Annotated in this window: 25 protein-coding genes; 11 read left to right on the top strand and 14 right to left on the bottom strand. The window is 73.5% G+C overall.

Going from position 1 to position 25,670, the window contains the following annotated elements:
• Positions 1-98: 98 nt before the first annotated feature.
• Both BUE43_RS15220 and BUE43_RS15225 read right to left on the bottom strand, forming a co-directional pair.
• Positions 99-794, bottom strand: coding sequence for a type 1 glutamine amidotransferase domain-containing protein (locus BUE43_RS15220; protein ID WP_073483533.1), 696 nt, complete (start codon positions 792-794; stop codon positions 99-101).
• 176 nt (positions 795-970) lie between these two features.
• Positions 971-1,588, bottom strand: coding sequence for a TetR/AcrR family transcriptional regulator (locus BUE43_RS15225; RefSeq protein ID WP_073483535.1), 618 nt, complete (start codon positions 1,586-1,588; stop codon positions 971-973).
• Between the two features lie 89 nt (positions 1,589-1,677).
• Between BUE43_RS15225 and BUE43_RS15230 the strand changes: the two genes are divergently transcribed.
• Positions 1,678-1,905: a hypothetical protein gene (locus BUE43_RS15230; RefSeq protein ID WP_073483537.1), complete on the top strand. Its 228-nt coding sequence runs from the start codon at positions 1,678-1,680 to the stop codon at positions 1,903-1,905.
• Between the two features lie 80 nt (positions 1,906-1,985).
• Here BUE43_RS15230 and BUE43_RS15235 read toward each other — a convergent pair whose 3' ends face one another.
• Positions 1,986-2,807: a methyltransferase domain-containing protein gene (locus BUE43_RS15235; RefSeq protein ID WP_073483915.1), complete on the bottom strand. Its 822-nt coding sequence runs from the start codon at positions 2,805-2,807 to the stop codon at positions 1,986-1,988.
• Positions 2,808-2,973: 166 nt separating this feature from the next.
• Between BUE43_RS15235 and BUE43_RS15240 the strand changes: the two genes are divergently transcribed.
• Together BUE43_RS15240 and BUE43_RS15245 are read left to right on the top strand one after the other, a co-directional pair.
• A complete protein-coding gene (locus BUE43_RS15240; RefSeq protein ID WP_073483539.1) occupies positions 2,974-3,729 on the top strand; it encodes an alpha/beta fold hydrolase in 756 nt (251 codons plus the stop codon).
• Positions 3,730-3,733: 4 nt separating this feature from the next.
• Positions 3,734-5,050, top strand: coding sequence for a cytochrome P450 (locus BUE43_RS15245; protein WP_073483541.1), 1,317 nt, complete (start codon positions 3,734-3,736; stop codon positions 5,048-5,050).
• A gap of 18 nt (positions 5,051-5,068) precedes the next feature.
• Here BUE43_RS15245 and BUE43_RS15250 read toward each other — a convergent pair whose 3' ends face one another.
• Positions 5,069-6,481: an MFS transporter gene (locus BUE43_RS15250; protein WP_073483543.1), complete on the bottom strand. Its 1,413-nt coding sequence runs from the start codon at positions 6,479-6,481 to the stop codon at positions 5,069-5,071.
• A 186-nt stretch (positions 6,482-6,667) separates the two neighbouring features.
• Here BUE43_RS15250 and BUE43_RS15255 point away from each other — a divergent pair, with 186 nt between their 5' ends.
• Positions 6,668-7,492, top strand: coding sequence for an MOSC domain-containing protein (locus BUE43_RS15255; protein WP_073483545.1), 825 nt, complete (start codon positions 6,668-6,670; stop codon positions 7,490-7,492).
• 510 nt (positions 7,493-8,002) lie between these two features.
• On the opposite strand, the gene BUE43_RS15260 is transcribed toward BUE43_RS15255, so the two are convergent.
• Positions 8,003-8,788, bottom strand: coding sequence for a glycerophosphodiester phosphodiesterase family protein (locus BUE43_RS15260; RefSeq protein WP_073483547.1), 786 nt, complete (start codon positions 8,786-8,788; stop codon positions 8,003-8,005).
• A 115-nt stretch (positions 8,789-8,903) separates the two neighbouring features.
• On the opposite strand from BUE43_RS15260, the gene BUE43_RS15265 reads away from it, so the two are divergent.
• The 5 genes from BUE43_RS15265 (at position 8,904) to BUE43_RS15285 (ending at position 13,785) form a co-directional block, all read left to right on the top strand.
• Positions 8,904-9,263: a hypothetical protein gene (locus tag BUE43_RS15265; protein WP_073483549.1), complete on the top strand. Its 360-nt coding sequence runs from the start codon at positions 8,904-8,906 to the stop codon at positions 9,261-9,263.
• A 92-nt stretch (positions 9,264-9,355) separates the two neighbouring features.
• Positions 9,356-11,434, top strand: a complete 2,079-nt coding sequence (locus tag BUE43_RS15270) for a putative bifunctional diguanylate cyclase/phosphodiesterase (RefSeq protein WP_234995734.1) — start codon at positions 9,356-9,358, stop codon at positions 11,432-11,434.
• A gap of 40 nt (positions 11,435-11,474) precedes the next feature.
• On the top strand, positions 11,475-12,230 hold the full coding sequence (locus tag BUE43_RS15275; RefSeq protein WP_073483919.1) for a VOC family protein: 756 nt from the start codon (positions 11,475-11,477) through the stop codon (positions 12,228-12,230).
• A 43-nt stretch (positions 12,231-12,273) separates the two neighbouring features.
• A complete protein-coding gene (locus BUE43_RS15280) occupies positions 12,274-12,693 on the top strand; it encodes an SRPBCC family protein (protein ID WP_073483551.1) in 420 nt (139 codons plus the stop codon).
• Positions 12,694-13,227: 534 nt separating this feature from the next.
• A complete protein-coding gene (locus tag BUE43_RS15285) occupies positions 13,228-13,785 on the top strand; it encodes a GNAT family N-acetyltransferase (protein WP_073483553.1) in 558 nt (185 codons plus the stop codon).
• Positions 13,786-13,881: 96 nt separating this feature from the next.
• On the opposite strand, the gene BUE43_RS15290 is transcribed toward BUE43_RS15285, so the two are convergent.
• Entirely contained in the window at positions 13,882-14,706 is an 825-nt protein-coding gene (locus BUE43_RS15290; RefSeq protein ID WP_073483555.1) for a nitroreductase/quinone reductase family protein, read from the bottom strand.
• Positions 14,707-15,740: 1,034 nt separating this feature from the next.
• Here BUE43_RS15290 and BUE43_RS15295 point away from each other — a divergent pair.
• A complete protein-coding gene (locus tag BUE43_RS15295; protein ID WP_073483557.1) occupies positions 15,741-16,298 on the top strand; it encodes an RICIN domain-containing protein in 558 nt (185 codons plus the stop codon).
• Positions 16,299-16,458: 160 nt separating this feature from the next.
• Here the strand turns inward: BUE43_RS15295 and BUE43_RS15300 are convergent, their stop codons facing one another.
• The 6 genes from BUE43_RS15300 to BUE43_RS15325 form a co-directional block, all read right to left on the bottom strand.
• Positions 16,459-17,202 carry a polysaccharide deacetylase family protein gene (locus BUE43_RS15300; protein ID WP_073483922.1) on the bottom strand — a complete coding sequence of 248 codons (744 nt, stop codon included), beginning with the start codon at positions 17,200-17,202 and terminating at the stop codon, positions 16,459-16,461.
• Positions 17,203-17,299: 97 nt separating this feature from the next.
• Complete coding sequence (locus tag BUE43_RS32760) at positions 17,300-17,572, bottom strand: DUF2631 domain-containing protein (RefSeq protein WP_159447737.1); 273 nt, start codon at positions 17,570-17,572, stop codon at positions 17,300-17,302.
• 195 nt (positions 17,573-17,767) lie between these two features.
• Entirely contained in the window at positions 17,768-18,706 is a 939-nt protein-coding gene (ligD, locus tag BUE43_RS15310) for a non-homologous end-joining DNA ligase (protein WP_073483559.1), read from the bottom strand.
• Entirely contained in the window at positions 18,696-20,147 is a 1,452-nt protein-coding gene (ligD, locus tag BUE43_RS15315) for a non-homologous end-joining DNA ligase (RefSeq protein ID WP_073483561.1), read from the bottom strand. The genes ligD (BUE43_RS15310) and ligD (BUE43_RS15315) overlap by 11 nt, the downstream gene beginning before the upstream one ends.
• A gap of 33 nt (positions 20,148-20,180) precedes the next feature.
• Complete coding sequence (gene ku, locus BUE43_RS15320; RefSeq protein ID WP_073483563.1) at positions 20,181-21,113, bottom strand: non-homologous end joining protein Ku; 933 nt, start codon at positions 21,111-21,113, stop codon at positions 20,181-20,183.
• Positions 21,114-21,226: 113 nt separating this feature from the next.
• Positions 21,227-22,402 carry an MFS transporter gene (locus BUE43_RS15325; protein WP_073483565.1) on the bottom strand — a complete coding sequence of 392 codons (1,176 nt, stop codon included), beginning with the start codon at positions 22,400-22,402 and terminating at the stop codon, positions 21,227-21,229.
• A 54-nt stretch (positions 22,403-22,456) separates the two neighbouring features.
• On the opposite strand from BUE43_RS15325, the gene BUE43_RS15330 reads away from it, so the two are divergent.
• Positions 22,457-23,200, top strand: a complete 744-nt coding sequence (locus BUE43_RS15330) for an AraC family transcriptional regulator (RefSeq protein ID WP_073483567.1) — start codon at positions 22,457-22,459, stop codon at positions 23,198-23,200.
• Between the two features lie 79 nt (positions 23,201-23,279).
• On the opposite strand, the gene BUE43_RS15335 is transcribed toward BUE43_RS15330, so the two are convergent.
• The gene (locus BUE43_RS15335; protein ID WP_200797523.1) at positions 23,280-24,962 is read right to left on the bottom strand and encodes a bifunctional 3'-5' exonuclease/DNA polymerase; all 1,683 of its coding nucleotides are present in this window, start codon (positions 24,960-24,962) and stop codon (positions 23,280-23,282) included.
• A 103-nt stretch (positions 24,963-25,065) separates the two neighbouring features.
• Positions 25,066-25,587, bottom strand: a complete 522-nt coding sequence (locus BUE43_RS15340; RefSeq protein ID WP_143174176.1) for an SCO4402 family protein — start codon at positions 25,585-25,587, stop codon at positions 25,066-25,068.
• Positions 25,588-25,670: the final 83 nt, after the last annotated feature.

Here is a 25,670-nt window from a genome sequence, read left to right on the forward strand (position 1 = left end):
TCGGCGTCCGAAGTGGTCCACTCTCACCTGATCGGCCCCGGTCTCTCACACCAGCAGAGCAACGTCACGGTGACGAAACCTCGTCGCGTGTTCTCTCGTCAGCGGAGGTGCCGGACCACCGCCTCGGCCACGGCCCGGGCGCTGCCGGGGTTCTGCCCGGTGATCAGGCGGCCGTCCACCACGACGTGGCTGGCGAAGGGCGTGTCGGCCAGCGAGTAGCGGGCGCCGCGTCGCGTCAGCTCGTCCTGCAGGTTGTAGGGCACGGCCCGGTCGCGCTGGGCCAGTTCCTCCTCCCGCCAGGAGAACCCGGTGACGTTCCGGCCGTCGACGAGGTGCGCGCCGTTGCCCAGCCGGACGTCGAGCAGGCCGCACGGCCCGTGGCAGACCGCCGAGACGATCCTGTCGGACTCGTGGAACTCGCGGACGAGCTGGGCCAGCCGGTCGCTCTGCCGGAAGTCGAACATCACGCCGTGCCCGCCGGTGAGGTAGATCGCGTCGTGGCCGGCGGCGTCGACCTCGGCCACCGACGGGGTGTTGTCCAGCTTGTCCATGAACTCCCGGTCGGCGTAGCGCCTGTCGGTGCCCAGTTCGGCGAGGAAGTCGTGGGACAGGCTCTCCGGGTCCAGCGGGACCAGCCCGCCGCCGATGCTGGTGATCACCGGTTCGACCCCGGCCTGGTCGACCACGTCGACGAAGTGGGTCAGCTCGCCCAGCCACAGGCCGGTGCGGTAGCCGACCTTCTCGTACTGGCCGACGCTGGTGACGACGATCAGGACGCGCTGGGTGCTGGCCATGGTCGGCTCCTTCACCGGTACGCCGCCAGCGGTGCGGCAGGAGGTCGGCGAGCGCCGCGTGGGGGTGTGGCGGAGGGGCCGGGCCGAGGCCGTCGCCGGTGGCACGCACCGTGGATTCGAGACTAGGTCGGCGCGCCGGGTCGCGCCCGACTGGTGTCGCCCCACCGGGGAACCCCTCAGGCGGGTGCGGTGTCCGGTCGAGGGCCGAGAACCCGGTCGAGGTGGTAGCGCAGCGTGGCTCGCGCCTGGTCGGGAGGGAGTCGGTGGAACGCGACCTCCGTGCCGAGGTGGTTCACCACCGACCACAGGACGCGGGCCTCCTGGTCGGGGTCGAGCTCCGGCGCGGCGCGGTGGTCGGCCTGGGCGGCGCGGACGACGTCGGCGGCCAGCGCGTGGAGGACGTCGTCGTCACCGAAGAGGAGGTCGGCGACGTGCGGGTCCTCCAGCGCCCTCGGGTAGAAGGCGACGCAGACCCGGATCGCCTGCCGGGTGTCCTGGTCGCCGCCCACCATCTCCTCCAGCGCCGACCGCAGGACGTCCTCGGCGTCGGCCGACGACCGGTGGCGCAGGCGCCCCGAGATGCGGTCCTCCATGCGCCCCAGGGCGAGTCGCAGGCCGTGGAGCAGCATCTCCTCCTTGGTGCGGAAGTAGTGCTGCACGCGCCCCATCGACACCCCGGCCTCGGCCGCGACCTCGCGCAGGCTGACCGCCTCCAGTCCGGCCCGCGCGGCCAGGCGCCACACCGCGTGGGCGATGTCGGTCCTCTGCTGTTCGGTGTCGACCCTGCGGGGCATGCCGCCAGCTTAGCAATGCGATCGCATTGACATCGCGGTGCGCCGGTTCTTACGATGCGATCGCATTGCCACGGGGAGAGGTGGGGACAGTGACGCGCAGGACCATCGACGGACTGCAGGGCGCGTGCGCGATCGTCGGCATCACGATCGGGGTGATCCCGCTGGTGCGGTGGGTGGCCACCGACCGGCACGGCGGGTTGTTCGAGTGGGTGTTCGGCGCCCGCGGCGGCGTGTCGGCCTACCTGGTGCCGCTGCTGCTGATCGCGGTCGCGGTGGGTGCCATCGCCGCGCTGGAGAAGGCCAAGCCGCGCGCCTGAGAGCGGACGCACCTCGGGCCGGGCGCGGCCGGCGTCCGGATCGACACGACTTCCCGCCGACCCCGCCGACCCCGCGGCCCTCACCGGTCCGGTGGGCGGCGGCCGGCCATCGAGAGCATGGTCAGGCTCAGCTCCACGAACGCCGGGTCGTCGAACCGGTCCACCCAGGCGCGCGCCTCGGGTTCGGTGGCCAGCCCCCGCGCGGCCAGGGGGCCGGCGATCTGCTCCACCAGCAGCCGCCACATGTGGTCGTTGGCCCCACCCATCCCGACGACGGTGACCGTCGGGGTGAGCCGCAGGTCCACCAGCCCGAGTTCGGCGAAGGCCGTCGGCAGCGAACGCGCCCAGGACAGGTCGGTGCCGACCACGCGCCGCATGCACTCCCGCAGCGCCCCGACCATCCGGCGGTAGTCGGGGTCGGGGGAGGTCTCGGCGAGGCTGAACACCGGGTCCTCCACCACCAGCCAGCCCCCGGGAGCCACCCACCGGGCGATCCGCCCGAGCTGACGGCGCGGATCGGGCAGGTGCAGCAGCACCGCCCGGACGTGCACCAGGTCGAACCGGCGGTCCGGGAAGTCGTCGCTGGTCAGGTCGTGGCGCAGCACCTCGACCCCCTCGCCCAGGCCCGCCAGCAGCCGGGTGTCGACGTCGGTGACCACCACCGCGCCCGGCCCGCACCGGTCGCGCAGCCACCGGGCCACCGACCCGCCGCCCGCGCCCAACTCCAGACACCGCCAGCCGGGGCCGACCGCCAACCCGGTCAGCACCGTGACCGTGGTCGGGTCGAACACCGCCTCCAACGCGCGCAGCCGTTCGGCCTCGGTCGGGATGTGGTGGCCCAGCACCGTGGCGTACCCCCGCTCGGTGTCGGTGGCGCCCGGCTCGTCCCGTGGCCCGTTCATGCTGGTCACCCCCGGTTCCCCCGCCACCGACGGTAACGCCGGGGGCACCCGGGTGGGTGGCCGCGACCGGCGGCACGACCCCATCGGGTGGTCCCGCTCGCCCCCACCGCCGGCACCACCCGTTCGCGCGGCTGTCCCACGGCCCCGGACGGGCTACGTTGCCGACATGGTCACCAGTCACCACCTGCTCGGCGAGGGCGCGCACCGGGTGATCGCGCTGCACGGGTGGTTCGGCGACCACCGCAGCTTCGCGCCGCTGTGGCCGGACCTGGACCCCGACCGGTTCACCTGGGCCTTCCCCGACTACCGCGGCTACGGCGGCAACCGCGACCTGCCGGGGGAGTACACCCTGGAGGAGATCGCCGCCGACGTGCTGGCGCTGGCCGACCACCTGGGCTGGGACCGGTTCAGCCTCGTGGGCCACTCGATGGGGGCGGTGGCGGCGCAGCGGGTGCTGGCCGTGGCGCCCGAGCGGGTGCGCCGCCTGGTGGGCGTGAACCCGGTGCCGGCCAGCGGGGTGCCGCTGGACGAGCAGGGGTGGGCGCTGTTCTCCGGCGCCGCCGCCGACCCCGACAAGCGCCGGGCGATCATTGACTTCACCACCGGGGGGCGCCTGTCGGGCCGCTGGCTGGACCGGATGGTGCGGACCTCCCTGGAGTCCTCCCGACCCGAGGCCGTCGCCGCCTACCTGCCGCGGTGGGCGCGGGCCGACTTCGCCGCGACCATCCGCGGCAGCCGCCTGCCGGTCGGGGTGTTCGTCGGCGTGCACGACCCGGCGCTGACCGTGGAGCTCATGCGCGCCACCTGGCTGGCGCACTACCCCGACGCCGAGCTGTGCCTGCTGGCCGGCGCCGGCCACTACCCGATGGAGGAAACCCCGATCGGGTTGTTGAGCGGCGTCGAGGAGTTCCTGGGGCGGTAGCCGGATGGACGAGCTGACTCGCCTGGTCGTCGACCCCGACACCTACGTGCGCGGCGTGCCGCACACCGCTCTGGCCGCGCTGCGCGCCCGGGCGCCGGTGACGTGGTTCCCCGAGCCGCCGATCGACTCCTGGCCGGCGGGCCCCGGCTTCTGGGCGGTGCTGCGGCACGCCGAGGCCCGCACCGTGCTGCGCACCCCCGCCGTGTTCTCCTCCCAGGCCGGGGCCACCCAGATCCGCGACCCGGCCACCCCCGCCGACCTGGCCTACGTGCGGCGGATGATGCTCAACCTCGATCCCCCCGAGCACACCCGGCTCCGGGGTCTGCTCACCGCGGCGTTCACCCCCCGCGCCCTCGCGCGGCTGGAACACCGGATCCACCGCCGCGCCCAGCAGCTGGTGCGCGCGGTCACCGAACGCGGGACGTGCGACTTCGCCACCGAGGTCGCCGCCGACCTGCCCCTGGCCACCCTCGCCGACGTCTTCGGCGTGCCCGAGTCCGACCGGTGGCTGATGTACGACTGGAGCAACCGGGTCATCGGCTACCAGGACCGGGAGTACGCCGCCAGCGCCGCGTTCGACGCCACCGACGCGACCCCGATGGCCCGCGCCGCGCTCGCGCTGCGCCCCCGCCCCGACCCCGGCGGCCAACTGCCCGACCCCCGCACCCGCGCCGGCATGCCCGACCTGTACGCCTACGCGCACGAGCTGGGCGAGCACAAGCGGCGCCACCCCGGCGACGACGTGATGAGCGCGCTGATGCGGCAGGTCGACGCCGAAGGCGGCCGGGTCGGCGTCGAGGAGTTCGAGAACCTGTTCTGGTTGTTCTCCGTGGCCGGCAACGAGACGCTGCGCAACGGGCTGCCCGGCGGGTTGCTGGCGCTGCTGGCCCACCCCGAGGCGCTGGCGCGCCTGCGGGCCGACCGCGCCCTGCTGCCCACCGCGGTGGAGGAGATGCTGCGCTGGTGGACGCCGGTGATGCACTTCCGGCGCACCGCCACCCGGGACGTGGAGCTGGGCGGGGCGCGCGTCCGCGCCGGGGACAAGGTCGTGGTGTGGTTCTCCTCGGCCAACCGCGACGAGCGCGTGTTCGCCGACCCCGATGCCTTCGATCCGGCCCGCCACCCCAACGACCACCTGACCTTCGGCTACGGCCCGCACTTCTGCCTGGGCGCCCACCTGGCCCGGGTGCAGATGCGGGCCCTGTTCGCCGCCGTGCTCGACCAGTGGGCCGAGGTCGAGCTGGCCGGGCAGGTGGTGCGGTTGCGCTCCTGCTTCCAGAACGGCGTCAAGCACCTGCCGATCCGCTTCACCCCGCGCTGACCCGCCCCCGCGCGCCGCCTACAGCACGCGGGGTTCGGGGTTGCCCACCGCGCGGATCGCCCGCCGCACCGGCACCAGCGACACCAGCGCGAACCCGACCACGAAGAACGCCACCATGGAGATGATCGCCAGCCGGTAGGAGCCGGTGGCCTGCCCCACCCCGGCGAACACCAGCGGCCCCAGCCAGGAGGTGGAGCGCTCGCCCACCTCGTAGAGCGAGAAGTACTGCGCCTCCCGCCCCGGCGGCACCATCTGCGAGAACAGCGACCGCGACAACGCGTTGGTGCCGCCCAGCACCAGACCGATGCCCACCGCCAGGCCGTAGAACTGCAACTGCTGGCCGGCCTGCACGAAGTAGGCGGCCCCCACCACCACGATCCACACCAGCAGGCTGCCCAGGATCGTGCGCCGCGCGCCGAAGCGCCGCGCGGCCACCCCGTGCAGCACCCCGCCGACGAACGCGATGAACTGCACGATCAGGATCGTGGTGATCAGGGCGTCCTCGGCCAGCCGCAACTCGAACTTGCCGTACTGGCCGGCCACGTTGGCCACCGTGGAGATGCCGTCGGTGTAGATCAGGTAGGCGCCCAGGAACGCCAGCGTCAGCGGGAACCGCCGCGCCTCGCGCAGGGTGCCGGCCAGCTCGCGGAACCCCGCGCCCAGCGCCGAGACGCCCCGCTCCCCGCCGTGCGGCGCCTGGTGGCGGCGCAGCCGCGCCAGGGGAACCAGCGTGAACGCGGCCCACCACAGCCCGGTGGTCACGAAGATGATCCGCACCGCGTCGGACTGGCCCAGCCCGAGCGAGGAGTGGGCCAGATACAGCGCCAGTTGCAGCGCCAGCGCCACCCCGCCGCCGAGGTAGCCGAACGCCCAGCCCCGGGAGGACACCGCGTCGCGCTCGTCGGGCGTGGCGATCTCGGGCAGGAACGCGTAGTAGACCACCACCGAGGCGCCGAAGCAGATGTTGGCCAGCACGAACAGCACCACGCCGAGCTGCCAGTCCGCGCCGGCGACCAGGCCCAGCAGGGCGGTGGCCGCGGCCCCGACGAACGCGAAGACCCCCAGCATCCGCCGCTTGTTCTGGGTGCGGTCGGCGATCGCCCCGGTGACCGGCAGCACCAGCACCTGCACCACCGTGGCCAGCGACAGCAGGTAACCCCACAGCGACCCGGCGGGGAAGGCGAACCCGAACACCGAGATGTCGCAGGACCGCAGGGCGTCCCCGCCCGGGCAGGGGTCCACGCCGTTGCGCGCGGTGTCGGCCCGGGCGGCGCTCTGCGCCACCGAGGTCAGGTACAGCGACAGGAACACGGTGACCACCGAGGTGGGAAACACCGAGTTCGCCCAGTCGTACCAGACCCAGCCGCGCTGCTCGTGCCGCCGCCGCGCCGGGTCGCGCGTCGGGTGTGGGCCCTCGGCCACCGCAGTCATCCCGCCTCCTCGCCGTCCGGGCGGACTGTACTGACCCGATCGGGTGATGGAGGGGAGATCGGTCGCATCCGCGTCGCCCCGGTGCGGCGCGCTCCCACCCGACCGCGAGGCGGGGCCTGCCGCGCTCCACCCCGTCCCGGCAAAACCCCCACCACATCCCGGCGTCGAGCCGGAAGGATCACCGGCGTGGCCAAGGTACTCGAACTGCACTCCTACCCCGTCAAGGGATGCGCGGGCACCCCGACGGCGGACGCGACGGTGACCCCGGCCGGACTGGCCCACGACCGCTCCTTCATGGTCGTCGACGCCCACGGCGTGTTCCGCACCCAACGCCGCGACCGGCGCCTGGCGCTCGTCCAGCCCCGGATCGGCGACGACGGCCGGACCCTGACCCTGCACGCACCCGGCGTCGAGCCGCTGCGCGTGGACGTGGACCTCACCTCGGCCCGCCGCGAGGTGGACCTGTTCGGCGCTCCGATGCGGGGCATCGACCAGGGCGAGCCGGTGGCCGCGTGGCTGACCGAGGTGCTGGGCACGCCCAGCCGGCTGGTGCGGGTGCCCCCCGAGCACGACCGCGTCGTCGACGGCCACACGCCCGGCACCTCCGGCTACGCCGACAGCAGCCCCCTCCACCTGATGACCGCGGCCTCCTGGGCCGCGCTCAACGAGCGGATCACCGCCGGAGGCGGCCACCCGGTGCCGATGAGCCGCTTCCGCCCCAACATCGTCGTCGACGGGTGGGCCGACCACGCCGAGGACCGACTGCGCCGCCTCACCGTCGGCGACGTCGAGCTGGGCTACAGCAAGCTCGCCATCCGCTGCGCGGTGACCCTGGTCGACCAGGACACCGCCGCCAAGGCCGGCCCCGAACCCCTGCGCACCCTGGCCACCTACCGCCGCGCCGCCCAGGGCGGCGTCGCCCTCGGCGTCAAGTTCGCCGTGCTGCGACCCGGCAAGATCTCCCTCGGCGACCAGCTCACCGTCACCGCCTGGGGCGACTCGGAGCTGTAGCCGCCCACGGCGCACTCCACACCAAGGGCCGAACAGGAGGACTTCCGTGGCCATGACCCCGGAGCAGTGGTTACGCGACTACGCGTTCCTGGCGCTGCGCGTCAACCGGCGGATGACCGAGAACCCTGGCGGCACCGTTTCGGGGTCTGGGCCAACGCCTCGTTGATGGCCGCCGAGGGCCGACCGGACGCGGAGCGGGCCGCCTACCTCTCGCACTGGGCCCTGCTGTCCGACGCCCAGACCGCCGGCGTGCTGGGCTCGCTGCGGGCCACCGGCATGGCCTGTCCGTGCTCGACTACTTCCACGGCTGGCGGCTGCTGGACTCCTGGCTCGACGCCCCCGACCGCGTCGAGCGGGTCCGCCGACTGCTCACCGAGCAGCTGCTCCCGGCGGACCTCACCGGCGGCGACGGAAACGCGCGGCGACCGGCCCGAGCCTCACCCGGACGCACGACAAAACAACCGGGCGGCGTGGCCGGCGGGCACACCCCACTTGCCGACCGCGCCCGACTCACACCGCCGCCGGCCAGGACCCCCGGGCGCGCAGCACCGCGCGCAACAGGTCCGGGCGGTCGGTCACCAGCCCGTCCACGCCCAGGCCCAGCAGCTCCACCATCTCCGCCTCGTCGTCGACGGTCCACACGTGGACCTCCAGCCCCCAGCGGTGGGCCAGCCGCACCAACGGCCGGTCCACCACCGTCAACCGGCCGTGCCGGCGCGGGAGCTGGGCCAGCGCGCCGCGCACGGCCCGGCGCAGCGGCAGCCCCGGAACCCTGGCGCCGGCCCACAACGCGCCCGCCGACCGCGGCCCCAGCGACGTCAGCAGCCTCGGCCCGCCCAGCCGCCGCAGCCGGGCCAGCCGCCGCTCGTCGAAGGACGCCAGGCACACCCGGTCCCACGCGTTGGCCCGGCGCAGCGCCGCCAGCACCGGCTCCACCGCCGCGTCGGACTTCACGTCAACGTTCAGGCGCGCCTCCGGCAGCTCCTCCAGCAGGTCCACCAGCCGGCACACCGGCTCCCGACCGGCGATGCGCGCCCTCGACACCGCCTTCCACGACAGGCCGGCCACCGCGCCCCGCCCGTCGGTCGTGCGGTCCAGCGACGCGTCGTGGTGCACCACCACGACCCCGTCCGCGGTCGCGTGGACGTCGGTCTCCAGGTAGTGGTACCCCTCGGCGGCGGCGCGCCGGAACGCGCTCAACGCGTTCTCCATGCCCGCCAGGTCATCGACGTGCCAGCCGCGGTGGGCGAAGGCACGGGGGTGCGGTCCGTCGAGGTAGGGGTGGCGGGTCGGCACGGTGAACCAGTCTGCCCGAACCGGTGATCCTCCGCGTTCTCCCCTCAAGATCAACCACCTGGGTGGTGGCGTGGCGTTCCCGTGACCGGCGGGTAGCCGGATAACGTCGCGCCCCATGGATGTGGCGGCCGACACGACGTTCCCGTCGACTCGCCGGCAGGCCCGGCACTGCGCGTGGTGCGGGCAACGGCTCCCGCACGGCACCCGGGTGGGGCGCCCCCGCCGCTACTGCGGGCAGCCCTGCCGACAACGCGCCTACGAGCAACGCGCCGCGGTCCACCGCGGCGGCCTGCCCGAGGACGCGGTCGTGCTCTCCGCCGAGGAGCTGGCCGACCTGCAGGACCGGGTGTTCCAGCTCCGCTGCGCGGCCGAGGACGTGGTCACCGCCGCCGAGGACGGCGTCGGCCGCGACGAGCTGCGCCACATGGCCGCCGGGCTCGCCGAGGCGGCGCACCGGCTGGAACGGCTGCGGTAGACGGGATGGGCGGCGGGACGGCCGCAGTCCGCGGCTTGCCCATGGCCGCGCCGGCCGGCGACGATGTCGCCGGCGGCGAGGAGGAGCAGCAGGTGACCGACGCGCCAGACCTGCGCGACAACAGCTGCCCCCAGGTCGTGCACCACGACCCGGTGGGCTGGAGCGAGGACCCCGCGCTGCCGCACCACGTGCTGCAGTGCACCGACATCGGCTTCGGCGTCACCGACCCGCTCGGCCGGCTCCAGTGGGCCAACCCCGCGTTGGCCGGCCTGCTGCGCCTGCCGTTGGAGCAGGTCGTGGGCCGGTCGCTGCCCGCGCTGCTGCCCGGCGTGCCCGACGGGCCGCACGAGGCCACCGCGGTGCTGGCCCCCACCAACGGCGAGGACGGCCACCGCTGGCTGGAGATCGGCTGCTCCCGGCTGGGGCCCGACGGCCTGCTCTACACGGCGGTGGACGTCACCGCGTGGCGGGACCGGGAGCTGGAGGCCTCCCAGCAGGCCCAGTCGCTGCACCGCGCCCAGGTGCTGGGCCGCATGGGCAACTGGGAGTGGTTCATCGCCGAGGACCGCGTGGTGTGGTCGGACGCGCTGCTGGAGATGCTGGGCTTCCCGCCCGGCACCGAGCTGGACTACGCCAGCTACACCACCCTGATCCACCCCGAGGACTTCACCGTCGTCGAGGACTCCCTGCAGCGGTCGCTGCGCACCGGGGAACGCTTCACCTACACCCACCGCATGCTCATGGCCGACCGCCGCACCGAACGCATCTTCGAGTGCTACGGCGAGGTCATCGCCGACGGCGACGGCGTGCCGGTGCGGATGCTGGGCACCGCCCACGACATCACCCAGGCCTACCGGCTGCACGCCGAGCTGCTGCGCATGGCCGAGGAGGACCCGCTGACCGGCCTGCCCAACCGGCGGGCCCTGACCAGGGAGCTGGAGCGGCAGCTGGCCACCGGCGGCCACGGCACGCTGCTGCTGCTGGACCTGGACAACTTCAAGGACGTCAACGACCTGCGCGGCCACGCCGTCGGCGACCGGGTGATGCGGCTGCTGGCCAGCACGCTGCGGGAGCACCTGGCCGCCGACCAGATGATCGCCCGCCTGGGCGGCGACGAGTTCGCCGTCGTGCTGCCCGGCGCCAGCGTCGCCGAGGGCAAGGAGGCCGCCGAGAACCTGTCCACCGCCGTGGCCGCCCTGCCGGTGGCCGCCGCCGGCGCCACCACCCGGATGACTGTCAGCGTCGGGGTGGCCCAGTACAGCCGGGGCGACGGCTGGGAGGGCGTGCTGGCCAACGCCGACCTCGCCCTGTACGCGTCGAAGTCGGCCGGCCGCAACCGGGTCACCGTCTACGAGAGCGGCTACTACGACGACACCGCCAAGCGCGTGTCGGTGCTGGACCGGGTGCGCGCGGCGCTGGAGAACGGCGGGCTGGCGCTGCACGCGATGCCGATGGTGGACCTGCGCGACGGCCGGGTCGTGGGCCACGAGCTGCTGCTGCGGCTGGAGGACGGGCAGGTGCCCGCCCCGGGGCCCGCCGAGTTCCTGCCCGCCGCCGAGCGCTCCGACCTGGTGCTGGAGATCGACCGCTGGGTGCTGGGCCAGGCCATCGACGCCCTGGTCGCCCACCCCGACCCGGAGCTGCGCTTCGACGTCAACGTCTCCGGCCGCACCCTGGAGGACCCGGACTTCGCCTGTTTCGTGCTGGACCGGCTGGCCCACGCCGGGGTGACGCCGGGCCGGCTGGGCCTGGAGATCACCGAGACCGCGGCGGTGACCAACCTGGAGGCCGCCCAGGTGCTGGCCCGCCGGCTGCGCGCCGCGGGCTGCCGGATCACCCTGGACGACTTCGGCTCCGGCTTCGGCTCCTTCGTGCACCTCAAGCACCTGCCGATCACCGGCCTGAAGATCGACGGCGAGTTCGTGCGCGGCATCGACGACGGGCACCGGGACGCGGTGCTGGTCACCGGCATGATCGAGATCGCGCGGGGGCTGGGTCTGTCGGCGGTGGCCGAGTGGGTGGAGCGCCCCTCGCAGGTGGAGGCGCTGCGCCGGCTGGGGGTGACCGTCGCCCAGGGCTTCCACCTCGGCCGCGCCCGACCGCTGCGGACGCTGCTCGTGCCGCCGAACGGAGCATTGTCCACACCCACCGGTACGCAGCAGGATCGATGACCGTCCGTTGTCTTTCCGTGACGTCCACTCCGGAGTGCTCGTGACCGCTGAGGCGCCCGTGCGCGGCCTGCGCCGTATCGACCTGCTCACCGACGACCCGGCCGACGCGGCCCGGTTCTGGTCCGACCTGCTCGGCTGGGTGGTGCTCTCCCCGGTCGGGCCGGAGGTGGCCTGCTGGGTGGGTGAACGGCAGGTGGCCACCTGCCGCCGCCCCGACGAGGGCGAACAACCCGGCTGGCACGTGGTGTTCGGCAGCGGGGGCGGCCCCCGCCGACAACGGCGGTCGCTGGCCGGGCCGGTCGGGGTGGTGGCCGACTACGACTCCGGGCGGGTCCAGCACGGCCCGTGGGCCCCGGCGCCCCGCACCGGCGAGCCGTGTTGGGTGGAGCTGCGGGTGGCCCGCGGCGGCCCCGACGCCCACGCCTCCGACGGGTTCTGGGCGGGGGCGCTGGGCTGGGAGGTCCAGGCCGGCGGGGCCGACGGCTCCCTGGAGCCCTACGCGGTCTACCGGCTGGGCGAGCGGGCCGTGACCGGAAGGATGGTGCCCGAGCCGCAGCAGCGGGAGCTCCTCGACTCCGGCTGGATGTGCTACTTCTCGGTGGCCGACGCCGGGGCGGCGGCCCACCGCTGCGCCGAGCTGGGCGGTCAGGTGGTGGTGGCGCCGGTGACGGCCCCGATCGGCCGGGTGTGCGTGGTCGCCGACCCTGACGGCGCGGTGTGCACGCTGCTGGAGCGCCCGCCGGGCTGGGGCGGCACGCTGCACGCCAGGGACGCCACCACGATCGGCGTCCGCTGACCCCGCGCCGGTTTCTGTCGGGGTCCCGTGCACACTGCACACCATGACGCACGTGGTGGGCCAGACCCGGGACGCCGGCTTCCAGATCGGGGTGTCCCGCACCCTGCCGCACCCGCGGGAGCGGGTGTGGGAGTTCGTGACCAGCGCGGCGGGGCTGGCGGTGTGGTTGGGCGAGGGCGCCCGCCTGTCGGCGGACAGGGGCGCGGCCTACCGGACCGCCGAGGGCACCGTGGGGCAGGTCCGGAGCCTGCGCGAGCACGACCGGGTGCGGCTGACCTGGCAGCCGGCGGACTGGGACCACGAGACGACGGTGCAGCTCACGGTCAGCGGCGACGAGCGGACGGTGCTGCGCTTCCACCAGGAGCGGCTGGCCGACGCCGCCGAACGGGAGCGGCAGCGGGAGCACTGGCAGCGCGTCATGGACGCGGTCGTCGCCGCCCTCGACAGCCAGGCCGGCCGGTAGTCCCGATCTCTTCGATCTCTTCCACGGCTGTGGCGGCGCGGCCCTGAGCCAGGTGGGGGTCGCGGGTGGTGACCCACCCGCGACCCCGCCGCCGGCCACCGGCGGTCCGACTCCTCACTCCTCGTTCTCGTCGTCGACGTCCACGCCGACGAGACAGATGCAGATGGTCTGGGGAACGATCTCCGGTTCACGCGGCGTGATCTCTTCGAACAGGTTCACGGGTTTCACCTCCACCCAGTGGCGGCGCGTCCCCGGGACGCGCCGCCACGCGGCTTGCCCGACGACCTGAGGCGCAAACCACCGCCGCCGGAACGAGAGAACCCACCGCACCTGTGAGTGACCCTCGCGCCGAAGCCAGGAACCCGTGTGGGTGGCACCCCGTTCGGAGGCTCACCCCAGCCAACCCGGGGCTGCCCGGAGCCCTGCCCGGAGCCCTGCCCGGAGGGTGAGCGTGGCCGGCGGGAAAACTCGGGGCGGGCGGACGCGGGGTTCCGGCAGGATGCGCGGAAACCACGGCGTCGGAGGGGGAGCGCGGTGCTGGTCGTCCTGGAGACGGAGCGGTTGGTGCTGCGTCGGTTCACCGAGTCCGATGTGGACAACCTCGTGGACCTGGACAGCGATCCCGAGGTGATGCGGTTCCTCACCGGAGAGCCGACGCCGCGCGCCGAGATCGAGGACGAGGTGCTGCCCGCGATCCTGCGCGACTACCGGCGTGGGCCGGCGGGGCGCTGGGCGGCCCACCACCGCCACGGCGGGGAGTTCCTGGGGTGGTTGGCGCTGCGGCCTGCCGAGGACGGCGGGGTGGAGGAGGTGGAGCTGGGCTACCGCCTCAAGGCGTCGGTGTGGGGTCGGGGGTATGCCACCGAGGGCTCCCGCGCGCTGGTCCGGATGGCGTTCGCCGAGCTGGGTGTGCGGCGGGTGTGGGCGCAGACGATGGCGGTCAACCTCGCCTCCCGCCGGGTGATGGAGAAGGCCGGCCTGCGCCACGTGCGGACCTTCCACCCGCACTTCGACGACCCGTTGCCGGGCACCGAGCACGGCGAGGTCGAGTACGAGCTGCTGCGGGCCGACTGGGCCGCCCAGGCGCGGTAGCGCCACCGGAACGCCGCCGCGCGGTGTGTCCTGCGGTGGTGGGGCGCCGACGCGGGCGCCCCACCGTGATCTCCCCCCAGACCGCCGTGCGGCGGGTCAGGCGTCGAGGATGGGGATCAGCTGCTGCTCCTCGTAGGTCAGGTGGTCCTCCAGCTCCTTGGTCAGGCGCTCGACCTCGGACAGCACCAGCGCGGTGTCGGCGCCCTCGGCGGAGATGACCTTCTGCAGGTCGGCCAGGAGGGTGGCGACCGTCTTGTGCTCCTCGTCCAGCCGGCGCAGCACCGGGGCGAGCTCGGGGTGGTGCTGGGCCAGGTACGGGAACATGCCGGTGTCCTCCATCGTGTGGTGGTGGTGCAGCCCCTGGCACAGGGTCAGGCAGTTCACCCGGAGCTGGGCGCCCAGGCGCGGCCCGGACCGGGCGACCTCGGCGCGGATCAGGGCGAGCTCGCGCCGGAACGCGTCGTGGACCAGCTTGAGCCCCGCGCCCGGCGAGGAGGCGTTGGGCGGCCCGCCCGCGACCTGCTCCAGGGCGACCACGGGAAGGACCCGGGAGGTCCTGACCTGGTAGTCGGCCCAGGCGGGGTCGACCTCGACGGCGCGGGCGAAGGCGGCGTCGCGTTCGGCGCCCTCCAGGACGGTGGCCTGGGCCTCGTAGGTGAAGACGCCGTCCTCGACGGTGACCCGGGGGTGGGCGACCAGGTTGTGGTACCAGGCCGGGTGGTTGGGCGCTCCGCCGGCCGAGGCGATGACCAGGACCCGGTCGCCGTCGGGCAGGTAGGCGACGGGGGTGGTGTGCTCCTTCCCCGAGCGCGCTCCGGTGGTGGTCAGCAGGAGCAGCCGGCCACCGTCGAAGGGCGGCCCGACCCGGCCGTTGTTGGCGCGGAACTCGTCGATGACACGCTGGTTGAAATCGCTGGGCATGCTTTGTTTCGTCTCCGGTTCGTGGTCTGTCCCGGGCCGGTTTTCGCCGCATGCGGAAACCCGCCCGGTGAGAGCGTGGAAATCAGGCGCGCGTGGTGGCGAGCCCGGTGTGGGGAAGACACGTCCGAATATCCGACCGCGCGCGACAACGCGGTCGCGGGTCGGTGGGGACGTGCTCGTGTGGCGGGGGTGGAGGGCACCGTCAGCCAGGGGCAACGTCGCGCGGATCGCGCGGAAATCCCGACGGGGGCGGCGCTCTCGGCCGCCCGGCGCTCACTCGGCGGCCGGGCGACTCTCTCGTGTGTGCCCGAAGGCAGACCCGGCAGTCACGACGTGAACCCTAGTGCCGCGAACGTCGTTCACGCAACATCGCTTTGCGCCGCGCGGCCCCAGCCCCGCCGTGCACGTCCCGATTCCCCGGAACGCAGCACCCGGTCGACCCGCGGAACAGGGACGTGTTTTCGTCGCATTCCCCGTCCCCCTTTTTCCTGGGGCCGGCGCTCACCTGGGCGGCGGCCCCGGCAGGGCCTCGGAGCGGGGTGCGCTCAGTGGTCGCGGCTGTGGCCAGTTCGGGGTGGGCCTGCGACCGCACCGACTCCTCGACACGACCCGGCTCTCCTCAATCACCGCCCCGTGCCAGGTCGCGCATTGTGATCCACGTCCCCGCCGGGAAAGGTTGCCGGCCGTCAGCAGGTTTTGTGCTGCCCTTTTCGGTCTAGCCTGCTCGTCGCTCCGCGAAACGTCCCAACGGACCGTATCCGGTCCGCACTGCGGGAAGATTCCAGCCTTCACTCCATTGGCCTCTACCTGGACCCGGCAGAGCTCCGCCTAATATCGCCGCGGGGGTCATCGAGACGGTGGAAACGCGCCGAAGAACGGGGGAGGACACCCGGCGCGGTTCGAGTGCGGCAATGTGGTCAGATGATCGGGCAGGGTCCGACGCCGCGTTTGCCGAGGATCTCACCGGGTCCTGACTCCTGTCTTTTCGCAGCGAACTTGAAAGGGGAGTCATGAAGGCACGTACTGCCACGAGGATGGCGTTGAGCTCGCTGGCCGCGGTTGTCCTGACCTTGTCGTTGTTGGGCTCGTCGGCATCCGCCGCTCCGGATGTCGCGACCCCTGTTCCCCCACCGAACCAGGTGGAGCTGGCCGACGCCGTGCGGCTCGTCAACCACGTCAGCGACAAGTGTCTGGACGTGGAGCACGGCAGGGTGGAGGACCGGACCCCACTCATCCAGTGGCGTTGCACGCCATGGGCGTACAACCAGATGTTCTCATTCAAAGACAAGACAGTTATTGGTGATTTCACCTACGTGAAAATCGTCGCCAAGCACAGCGAGAAGTGTCTGTCCGTGGAGACGAACCGCCCCAGTAACGGTGCCCGCGTGCTGCAGGACACCTGTCGGAACGAAGCGTCCCAGTGGTGGTACACGCATACCGAGCCTGACGGAAGACTGGCTTTCCACAATTTGTTCACGGAAACCTGGATGGGCGTCGCCGGGTCAAGCAAGCATGACGGGACGGCGGTCATTGTGTGGGCGGGTGGACCAGACGACCAGAAGTGGCATCCCCGCAAGGTGACGGCGGGGTAGGGGACCAGGCGCGTGACGGCCGTTCATTTCTGACGACCGCTGTTTGAGGGGGCAGGACATCCCGGGGGGTGTGGTGGGCGGCGCCCACCACACCCCCCGGGTGGGGGGACGGGGCGTCGTCGTGAACGTGTGCGCTCACGACCCGCGCGGGGAGCGCCGCTCAGCGGCGGGCGTGGGTCAGCAGCTGGGAGACGGTGACGAAGCGGTAGCCGCGCTGGAGGAGCTGGTCGACCATCGGGCCGAGGGCGGCTCTGGTCTGCTCGCGGGCCGGGTACATGGGGTGCAGCAGCACGATCGAGCCGGGGCGCACGCGCTCGACGACCTGCGTGGTGAGCGCTTCGGCGTTCTGGTTGGGGGAGGCGGAGTCCGGCTCGACGTCCCAGGTGATCGTCTTGCGCTGGTGTTCGCCCAGGTAGTGCGGCAGGACCAGCAGCTTCTTGCCGTTGGGCGGCCGGAAGTGGATCTCCCCGGTGTAGCCGGTGCCGCGGATGAGGGTGTCGGTGGACTCGATCTCACGGGACACCCAGCCCGGGGTCACGCCGACCATGCGCTCGTGGGAGTAGCTGTGGTTGCCGATCTCGTGGCCGGCCGCCGCGATCGCGCGGCCCAGGTCCGGGTGCGCGGCGAGGTCGCGGCCGATGAGGAAGAACGTCGCCGGCACGCCCCGGGCGGCCAGGGTGTCCAGGACGGCCCGGGTGCCGGCGGGGTCGGGGCCGTCGTCGAAGGTCAGGGCGACCAGCTTCTGGTCGGTGTCGACCCGGTCGACGATCTCGCCGAAGAACTGGAACGTCCGGGAGTTGGCGACCCGGGACAGTGTCAGGCCGGCCGCGGTGACTAAGACGAGCACGCTGGCCACGCCGACGAACCAGCGTCGGGCGCGGCGGGAAGCAAGAAGTCCTACCATGCGCACACCCTGCCGCATGCCCCCCGGCGGCCCACCATCGGGTCAGCGAGTCACCGGATCGGCCGGTGACCGGTGGGTGGGTCACAACCTGGTGGGGTCACAGCTTGTTCAGGCGGTGCCGGCGCACCAGGTCGCGGATCAGCAGGATCGCCATGACCAGGGCGAGGGCGCCCATCCACAGGTCGGGCCAGTCGCTGGTGCCGCGCTGGAGCGTGAAGATCATCAACAGCAGGACGACCACGGTGCCCCACCCGGCGACCTGGGTGCCCCGGGGGAACACGCCGTGCCAGCCCCACCGGGTCGACGGCTCCTGGTAGACGTCCATGGGCCGCACCGCGTGCCAGGCGGGCCCGGGGGAGGAGGTGGCCACGACCCCTCCTAACTCGTCCGCCGGCTCCTCGCCGGGGACGCGCGGATGTCGCTGGACAGGACCGGGGCGGGCCAGCCGGCAAGCCCCGTTGGTTCGCATCAGACCGCATCGTGCCACCGGCCCGCCCCCACCACGGCCCACCATCGGCCGCGCCCATCCGTCCGGGTGACCCCCAGAGGGTCAGACGGCGCCGGGTCAGACGGCACCGGGCCGGGCGGGCAGGCGTTCCCGGGTGGCGTCGGAGAGCACCCCGTCGAACAGGTCACCGAACTCCTCGACGCGCTCCAGCACCCGCGGCGCGGTGAACACCAGGTCCTCCGGGCCCGCGCAGTCGACGACCTCCGCCCAGGTCACCGGGGTGGACACGGTCGGGCGGGGTCGGGCCCGCAGCGAGTAGGGCGCCACCGTGGTCTTCTTCGGGTTGTTCTGGCTCCAGTCGATGAACACCTTGCCGTGCCGGGCCTGCTTGGCCATCGTCGCCACCACCTGCCGGGGCGTCTGCCGGGCCAGCAACTCCGCGGCGGCGCGCGCGTACTCGCTGGTGCGCTCCGGCCCGGGCACCGCCACCGGCACGTACAGCTGCAGCCCCTTGGAGCCGCTGGTCTTGGGCCACACCGACAGGCCGTCGGCGGTCAGCAGCTCGCGCAGGCGCTCGGCGACCCGGCAGCACTCCACCACGGTGGCCGGCGCGCCGGGGTCCAGGTCGAACACCAGCAGGTCGGGGTCGCGGCGCGCCCCGCGCGGCCCCACCGTCCACTGGGGGACGTGCAGCTCCAGCGACGCCAGGTTGGCCACCCACACCAGCGTCGGCAGGTCCTCGATCACGGCGAAGTCGGCGGCCTCCGCGCCCTTGCCGCTGCCCGGGGTGGGCACCCGCACGGTGCGGACCCAGGCGGGGGCGTGCCGGGAGACGTCCTTCTCGAAGAACGACGCCGCGTCCACGCCGTCGGGGTAGCGGCGCAGGGTCAGCGGCCGCGCCCGCAGGTAGGGCAGCAGCACCGGCGCGATCCGCACGTAGTAGTCGAGCACCTCGGCCTTGGTGAACCCCTCCTGCGGGTAGAGCACCTTCTCCAGGTTCGACAGCTTCAGGCGACGCCCCTGCACCTGCGTGGTGACCACCGTGTCAGGACTCATCCAGGGCCACCTCCCGCGGCGACTTGTCCGGGCGCAGCCCCCGCCAGGACGGCGCCCGCATCCGCCCGTCCCGCGTCCACTCGCGGAACACCACCTCACCCACCAGCGTGGGGCAGACCCAGCGGGCCTGGCGCCGCAGCTCGGCCGGCAGCGGCTCGGCGAACGGCGAGGACGCGCGGGCGCGGCGCGCCAGCAGCCCCGCCAGGCGCGCCAGGTCGGCGTCGGTGAACCCGGTGCCGACCGAACCCACGAACCGCAGCCCCTCGGCCACCGGCACCCCGCACAGCAACGCCCCCACCGTCTCGGCGCGCCGGCCCTGGCCGGGCCGCCACCCGCCGACCACGACCTCCTGGGTCCGCACGTGCGCGATCTTGATCCAGTCGGGGGAGCGGCGACCGGGCTGGTAGCGGGAGGACAACCGCTTGGCGACCACGCCCTCCAGCCCCTGCTCGCGGCTGGCCCGCAGCACCGCCGCGCCCTGCCCGGGAAACGACGGCGGGGTCTGCCAGCGCGGCCCGGCCAGCTCCAGCCCCTCCAGCAGCCGACGCCGCTGGCTGTAGGGCAGCTCCAGGCAGGACCGGCCGTCCAGGTGCAGCAGGTCGAACACCAGGTAGGTGACCGGCTGCGCGGTGGCCAGCCGCCGGGCCTGCGCCTCACCGGTGACGTGCATCCGCCGCTGCAACGCCGAGAACGAGGGCCGCCCGCCGGCAAAGGCCACGATCTCCCCGTCCAGCACCACCTGGGTGGCGCCCAGGCTCTCGCCCAACGCCCGCAGCTCCGGGTAGCTGCGCGTGACGTCGTTGCCCAACCGGGAGGTGATCGTCACCCGACCGCCCTCCACCCGCACCAGCGCCCGCGCCCCGTCCCACTTGAACTCGTACGCCCACTGCGGGTCCTGCTCGGCGGGCGGCAGGCCGCCGGCGGTGGCCAACATCGGCGCCACCGAGGCCGGCAGCGGCTCCCAGTCCGGCTCCTGCGGCGGGTCGGCACGCCGCACCAGCCACTCCTCCCGCTCCCCGCCGCCGCGCGTCCGGCGGAGGAACACGTACCGGCCGCGCACCCGGTCGCCGTGCAGCACGACCGAGACCTCGTCGCGACCCCACTTCACCGTCTCGTAGCGGCCCCGGTCCCAGATGAGCATGCGGCCGGCCCCGTACTCGCCGGCCGGGATCGTTCCCTCGAAGTCGGCGTACTCCAGCGGGTGGTCCTCGGTGCGCACCGCCAGCCGCACCGCCTCCGGGTCCGGCGGCAGTCCCTTGGGCACCGCCCAGGACACCAGCACGCCCCCGCGTTCCAGCCGCACGTCCCAGTGCAGCCGGCGGGCGTGGTGCTCCTGGATGACGAACAGCTCGTCACGGCCGGGCCGCACGGGCTCGGCCGGCACCGGCTCGGGCGTGCGGCGAGGGTCGCGTCTGCGTCGGTACTCGCTGAGATCACCCATGGCCGCGGCCCCCGGTCCCCGCGCGGGCCGCGCTCAGGCCGGTCGCTTCTTGCCGCTGGTCTTGCGCGGTGTCGCGGTGCGCGCGCGGGCCGGCTTGGCCTCCTCCTTCTTCTCCTTCGCGCCGGTCTTGGCCGCCCTGCTCCGCCCGCTGGCGCGCTGCGCGCCCTCCTTCGACGCCGCGCGGCCCCCGCCGCGGGAGGAGCGCGCCGCCTCCACGCTGCGCTCCAACGCGGTCATCAGGTCGATCACCTCGCCGGCCGGCTCCGGCTCGGCCCGCTCGGGCAGCTCGGCGCCCTCGGCCTTGGCCTCGATCAACGCGGCCACGGCCTCGCGGTAGTCGTCGTGGAACTCCTCGGGGGTGAACTCGCCGGCCATGTTCTCGATCAGCGAGCGGGCCATCTCCAGCTCCTGCGGCCGCACCGTGGTGTCGGACTCCAGGAACCCGAAGTCGGGGGTGCGGATCTCGTCGGGCCAGAGCATGGTGTGCAGCACCAGCACGTCCTCCCGGGCGCGCAGGATCGCCAGCGTCTCCCGCTGCCGCAGCGTGACCTTCACCAGCGCCAGCCGGTCCACCCGCTCCAGGGCCTGGCGCAGCAGCACGTAGGGCCGCACCGCCGGTTTCTCCGGCTCCAGGTAGTAGCTCTTCTGGAAGTAGATCGGGTCGACCTCCTCGGCGGGCACGAACTCCACGACCTCGATGGCCCGGTCGGTGGAGACGGGCAGCTTGTCGAAGTCCTCGGTGTCCAGGACGACCATGCGGCCGTCCTCCAGCTCGTAGCCCTTGACGATGTCGGCGTAGGCGACCTCCTCGCCGCAGACCGTGCACACCCGCTGGTAGCGGATCCGGCCGTTGTCGGTCCGGTGCACCTGGTGGAACCGGAAGTCGTGCTCCTCGGTCGCGGCGAACAGCTTCACCCCGATGGTGACCAGGCCGAAGGAGATCGCGCCCTTCCACATCGCCCGCATGCCCCCCTGGGTACCTCGGATGGAGCACACCCGCACGCTCGCGTCACCCACACGAGTGCGTGTCGGGCTTGACTGTCGCGCCCGACACGCACTCGACCTGGCCCACCTCGGCGTCAGCGGGCGGGGGCGGCCTCCGACGGCGCCGCGACCCGGGGCGCGGCCGGCTCGGGCAGGGTCCGGAACAGCAGCCACCCCAGCGCCGGCAACACGACCAACGGGGCCAGGGCCGCCTGCAGCGAGAACGCGTCGGCCACACTCCCGATCACCGGGCTGGCCAGCCCACCCACGCTCACCGCCAACCCCAACGTGATGCCGCTGGCCGTGCCTACCCGGCTGGGCAGGTAGTCCTGGCCGAGGGTGACCTGCAACGAGAACGGGACGTAGAGGCCGGCCGAGGTCAACGCCACGAACAGGTAGAACACCGGGCCGGGCACGACCACGATCCCGGCGACGGTGACCACCGTGAGCAGGTAGGACCAGCGCACCACGGTGACCCGGTCCCAGCGGCTGGCCAGGTGCCCGCCCACCACGGTGCCCACCGCTCCACCCAGGTAGAGCACGAACAACGCGACCGTGCCGCCCACCGGACCCGCCCCGGTGCGCTGCTGGGCGTAGAGCGCGATGAACGTGCTCAACCCGATGAAGACGATCGACCGGCACACCACCCCCAGCGTCAACCTGATGAACGAGCGCCAGTCGTCGACCCCCGCCGAGGCGCCGGCACGGGAACCTCCCTGCGCCCGTCCTGTCAGCGCCCGCAGCACCGGCAGGCACAACACGCTGCCCACCAGGGCCGGCAGCACCAGCACCGGCGAGAACCGCACACCACCCAGGGCACCCACCCCGGCCACCACGACCGGCGCGGCGGCGAACCCGATGTTGCCGCCCAGGGAGAACCAACCCATCGCCTGGTGACTGCCCCGGCTGGCCACCCGCGCCGCCCGCGCGGACTCCGGGTGGTAGGCCGCCACCCCGATCCCGGAGACCGCCACGAACACCAGCGTCCACGCGTACGATCCCGCGACCCCGCTGGCCGCGATCCCCACCCCGCCCAGCAACGTGCTCACCGGCAACAACCAGGGCATCGCCCACCGATCGGTCAACGCCCCGAACACCGGCTGCGCCACCGACGACAGCAGCGACGCCGCCAACACGATCCCCGACACCGCGGCATAGGTGTAGGCGCGCTCGGCGACGAAGAGCGGGACCAGCGCGGCCACCGCGCCCTGGTAGACGTCCACACAGGCATGCCCCACCGACAGCAGGACGACCGTTCTGTTTCTCGACACCCGGCCATGCTCGCCGCTCAGGCACCCGTCGTGCTTTCGCTAAGCTGCCATCCAATGACGAAAACCCGCCACGAACCGGTCGCGCCCACCCGCGCCCAGTGGCTCGCACCCGGCGCCGTCATCGACGCGCACCACCACGACGACCACCAGATCGTCTACGCCGCCCGCGGCGTCCTGGCCATCACCACCGACGCCGGCACCTGGATCGCCCCCACCACCCACGCCATCTGGGTCCCCGCCGGCACCGTGCACGCCCACCAGGCCCACGGCGACCTGGAACTCCACTTCGTCGGCCTGCCCGCCACCGACAACCCCCTCGGCCTGGACACCCCCACCGTCCTGACCGTGCGCCCCCTGCTGCGCGAACTGATCCTCGCCTACACCCGCGACCCCCACGACCACAGCCCCGCCCGACAACGCCTGCGGGCCGTCCTGCTCGACCAGCTCCGCGCCTCACCCCGGCAACTCGCGCACCTGCCCGCCCCCACCGACCCCCGACTCCGCGCGCTGTGCGCCCAACTGCACGCCGACCCCGCCGACAACCGCACCCTCGCCGCCTGGGGCCGACAGGTCGGCGCCAGCGACCGCACCCTCGCCCGCCTGTTCCGCTCCGACCTGGGCATGACCTTCCCCCAGTGGCGCACCCAACTCCGCCTCCACCACGCCCTGGCCCTGCTCGCCGAGCACACCCCGGTCACCACCGTCGCCCACGCCTGCGGCTGGTCCTCGGCCAGCGCGTTCATCCACGTCTTCCGCCGCGCCTTCGGACACACCCCCGGCGCCCACCGCGACCCCTGACCCCCGACGCCACCCCCGTGATGGCTGGGCCCACCTCGCCTCGGAGCTACTCGACGTCGAGCCTCCTCGCGCCCGGGGCCTACTTGGCGTCGACGTAGCAGTCCACCACCGACACCCCCAGCGGAAACCGCACCGGCGTCGCCCCGAACACCCACCGCGTCGCCTCCACCCCGGCCGCCCGCACCTCCTCCCGCACCCGGTCAGCGACCTCCCGCCGACAGTGCAACACCACCTCGTCGTGCTGGAAGAACACCAACTCCGCCGACCCCGCCCACGGCGCCAACCGCCCCCGCAACACCGCCACCAACACCAACGCCCACTCCGCCGCGCTCGCCTGCACCACGAAGTTCCGCGTGAACCGCCCCCAACCCCGCGCCACCCGCCGCGCCTGCCGCTCCTCGACCTCCCCGGCCCCCGGATCCGCGCCCTGCTCGACCACCGCCCGCCACCCCGCCGACGGCGGGGGAGAGGTACGCCCCAACCGCGACCGCACCATCCGCCCCTCCTCACCCGCCCGCGCCGCCGCCTCCACGAACTCGACCGCCTCCGGGAACCGCTGCCGCAACACCGCCAGCAACGGCCCCGCCCCACCCGAGGTACCCCCGTACATCGCCGACAACAACGCCACCTTCGCCCGCTGCCGATCCCCACCGAAGACCTCCGCGGCCACCCCCGCGTACAGGTCACCCTCCCCAGCGACCTCCGCGAACCGCCGATCACCCGACAACGCCGCCAACACCCGCGGCTCCACCTGCGCCGCGTCCGCCACCACCAACACCCACCCCGGATCGGCCACCACCGCCCGACGCACCACCCTCGGCAACTGCAACGCCGCCCCACCCCGGCTCGCCCAGCGCCCCGACACCACCCCACCCACCACGTACTCCGGCCGGAACCGCCCACCCCGCACCCACGACTCCAGCCACGACCACCCGTGCGCCGAGAACAACCGGGACAGCTCCTTGTAACGCAGCAACGGCTCCACCGCCGGGTGATCCACCCCCCGCAACACCCACGACCGCGTCGACGGCACCGCCACCCCGTCATGGGCGAAGGCCCGCACCACCTCCGCCGGCGAGTCCGGGTTCACCGCCCGCCCCCCGAACGCCGCCCCGATCCGGTCGGCCAACTCCACCAACCGCCCCGGCCGCGCCCCCACCGCCGGCCGCGGCCCCAACAACTCCGTCAACAACGCGTCGTGCACATCCACCCGCCACGGCAACCCGTGATGCGACATCTCCGCCGCCGCCAACGACCCCGCCGACTCCGCGGCCACCAACAACCGCATCAACTCCGGCCGATCGACCCCCGCCACCCGACGCGCCTGGTCCACCCACACCGCCGTCATCGCGTCCACCGGGTCCACATCCGGCGTCCCCGCCGCCACCGGCTCGAACAACGCCGGCTGCGACTCTTCCCGCCGCGGTGCCGGCGGATCCGCCGGCACCGGCCCACCCCGCGACCGCGCCCACGCCGCACCCCACCAGCGCGGCTCACCGTGCCGCCCGGCCCACCCCAACAACAGCCCCTCGGCCAACCCCAGGTCGTGACACCGCCGCACCCGCACCCCGGCCCGCAACAACTCCGGGTACACCTCGGCCGTGGCCGGCCACACCCACCGCGGACCCGCCACCCGCTCCCACTCCGCCACCCGCCCGGCGAGGTCGTCGACCTCCTCCACCGGCCCCAGCGGCTCCCCGTCCACGCCCACCGGCCGCAACCGGCCACCCCCGTCCGGGCGCGGCGCCACCACCACCTGCACGACCAGGCATTCTGCGTCACGACACCGACAACCCCGGCGTCCTCACCCCGACACCGGGTTCACCCCACACCCGCGGGCGACCCCTCCAGCGCGGACCGCGCCCTCAGCCCCCGACACCCTCGAAAGGACGCGCCAGCACGTCACGTGCGGCGGCCGCGGCAGTCACCACGTCCCCCCAGCGCAGGTGATCGCGGTAAACCTCATCAGCGGCTTCCGGCCCGAGATCCTCGACCACCACGCCCAACAGGACCAGAACAGCACCGACCACCTCGACCTCACGCCGATCACGCAGCACAGCGCCCACAACGCCGGTCAGATCCGGCGGACTACCGAACAACTCGACGGCCAACCTCGGAACCGCATACCGCAACCCAACCCACGCGTACAGCCCGGCAAGCCCACCCAGGACAACAACGAGATCACGACGACGCTGCTGACGCACACCCGCCTGCTCGGCCCGAACCGTGTTCCACAACCCGGCAGCGCGCTCGGCGTCCTCCCGCGACTCCCACAACGACAGCGAACGACCCCGCCAGGGACGCACGAACTCACGCTGAACCGCAGGACTGTGAACACCCTGCACCCGAAAACCAGTCAGACGATGACGACCCACCACCACCCGCACCAGACACCCCGGCCCACGACCCCGATGACGGCCGACGACGACAACCACCGGCCCCCGCGCCAGCCCCGGTCACCGCACCCACC

Source organism: Streptoalloteichus hindustanus (assembly GCF_900129375.1).
GTDB lineage: Bacteria > Actinomycetota > Actinomycetes > Mycobacteriales > Pseudonocardiaceae > Streptoalloteichus > Streptoalloteichus hindustanus.